At 33.7% G+C, this 501-nt stretch carries 1 pseudogene; it reads right to left on the reverse strand.

Features of this window, described 5'->3' with window-relative positions:
- Nucleotides 1-350: pseudogene (locus L655_RS0100355) on the reverse strand (protease SohB); the annotation flags it as partial.
- Nucleotides 351-501 lie beyond the last annotated feature (151 nt).

The following is a 501-nucleotide window of genomic DNA, read 5'->3' on the forward strand; positions in this document are numbered from 1 at the left end:
GAGATAATGGCTGTTATTTCTTCTCGTAAGCTTTCTACTTCGTGAGCGTCCATACTACCTACAAAGTCAATTACATATAAACGAGGTTTAGGCTCATCTTTATCTGCTTTTTTACTTTGCGATTTAAGCTGTTTTTGGTGTGCTTTAAGCTCTTTTTTACCCAGCGTATTTTGTAGAAAGCTTTCTTTAAGATCAACTAATTGCTCTGATATGTCGTCAATTTGTATTTCACCTTTTTTGGCTTTAGGCTTAACTGCAGCGCCAACTATTAGCATTAGAATAACTGCTATAGCGATAACAAAAGTAATTGTTTTAGCAAAAAACAAACCGTATTCGTATAAAAATTCCAACTGGTTTCTCCATTTATAAATTTCAGCTAATTTAGCATGCTTTAAAGCAAAAAAAAGCCACTTTTCAGTTAACACCGATCAGTTAAGGTATTTTTGATCGGTTGACCGATCTTTTGGTTGCTTCACAATACCCTTATCATCTTTTGATTAT

Source organism: Pseudoalteromonas sp. TAE79 (assembly GCF_000498015.1).
Classification (GTDB): domain Bacteria; phylum Pseudomonadota; class Gammaproteobacteria; order Enterobacterales; family Alteromonadaceae; genus Pseudoalteromonas.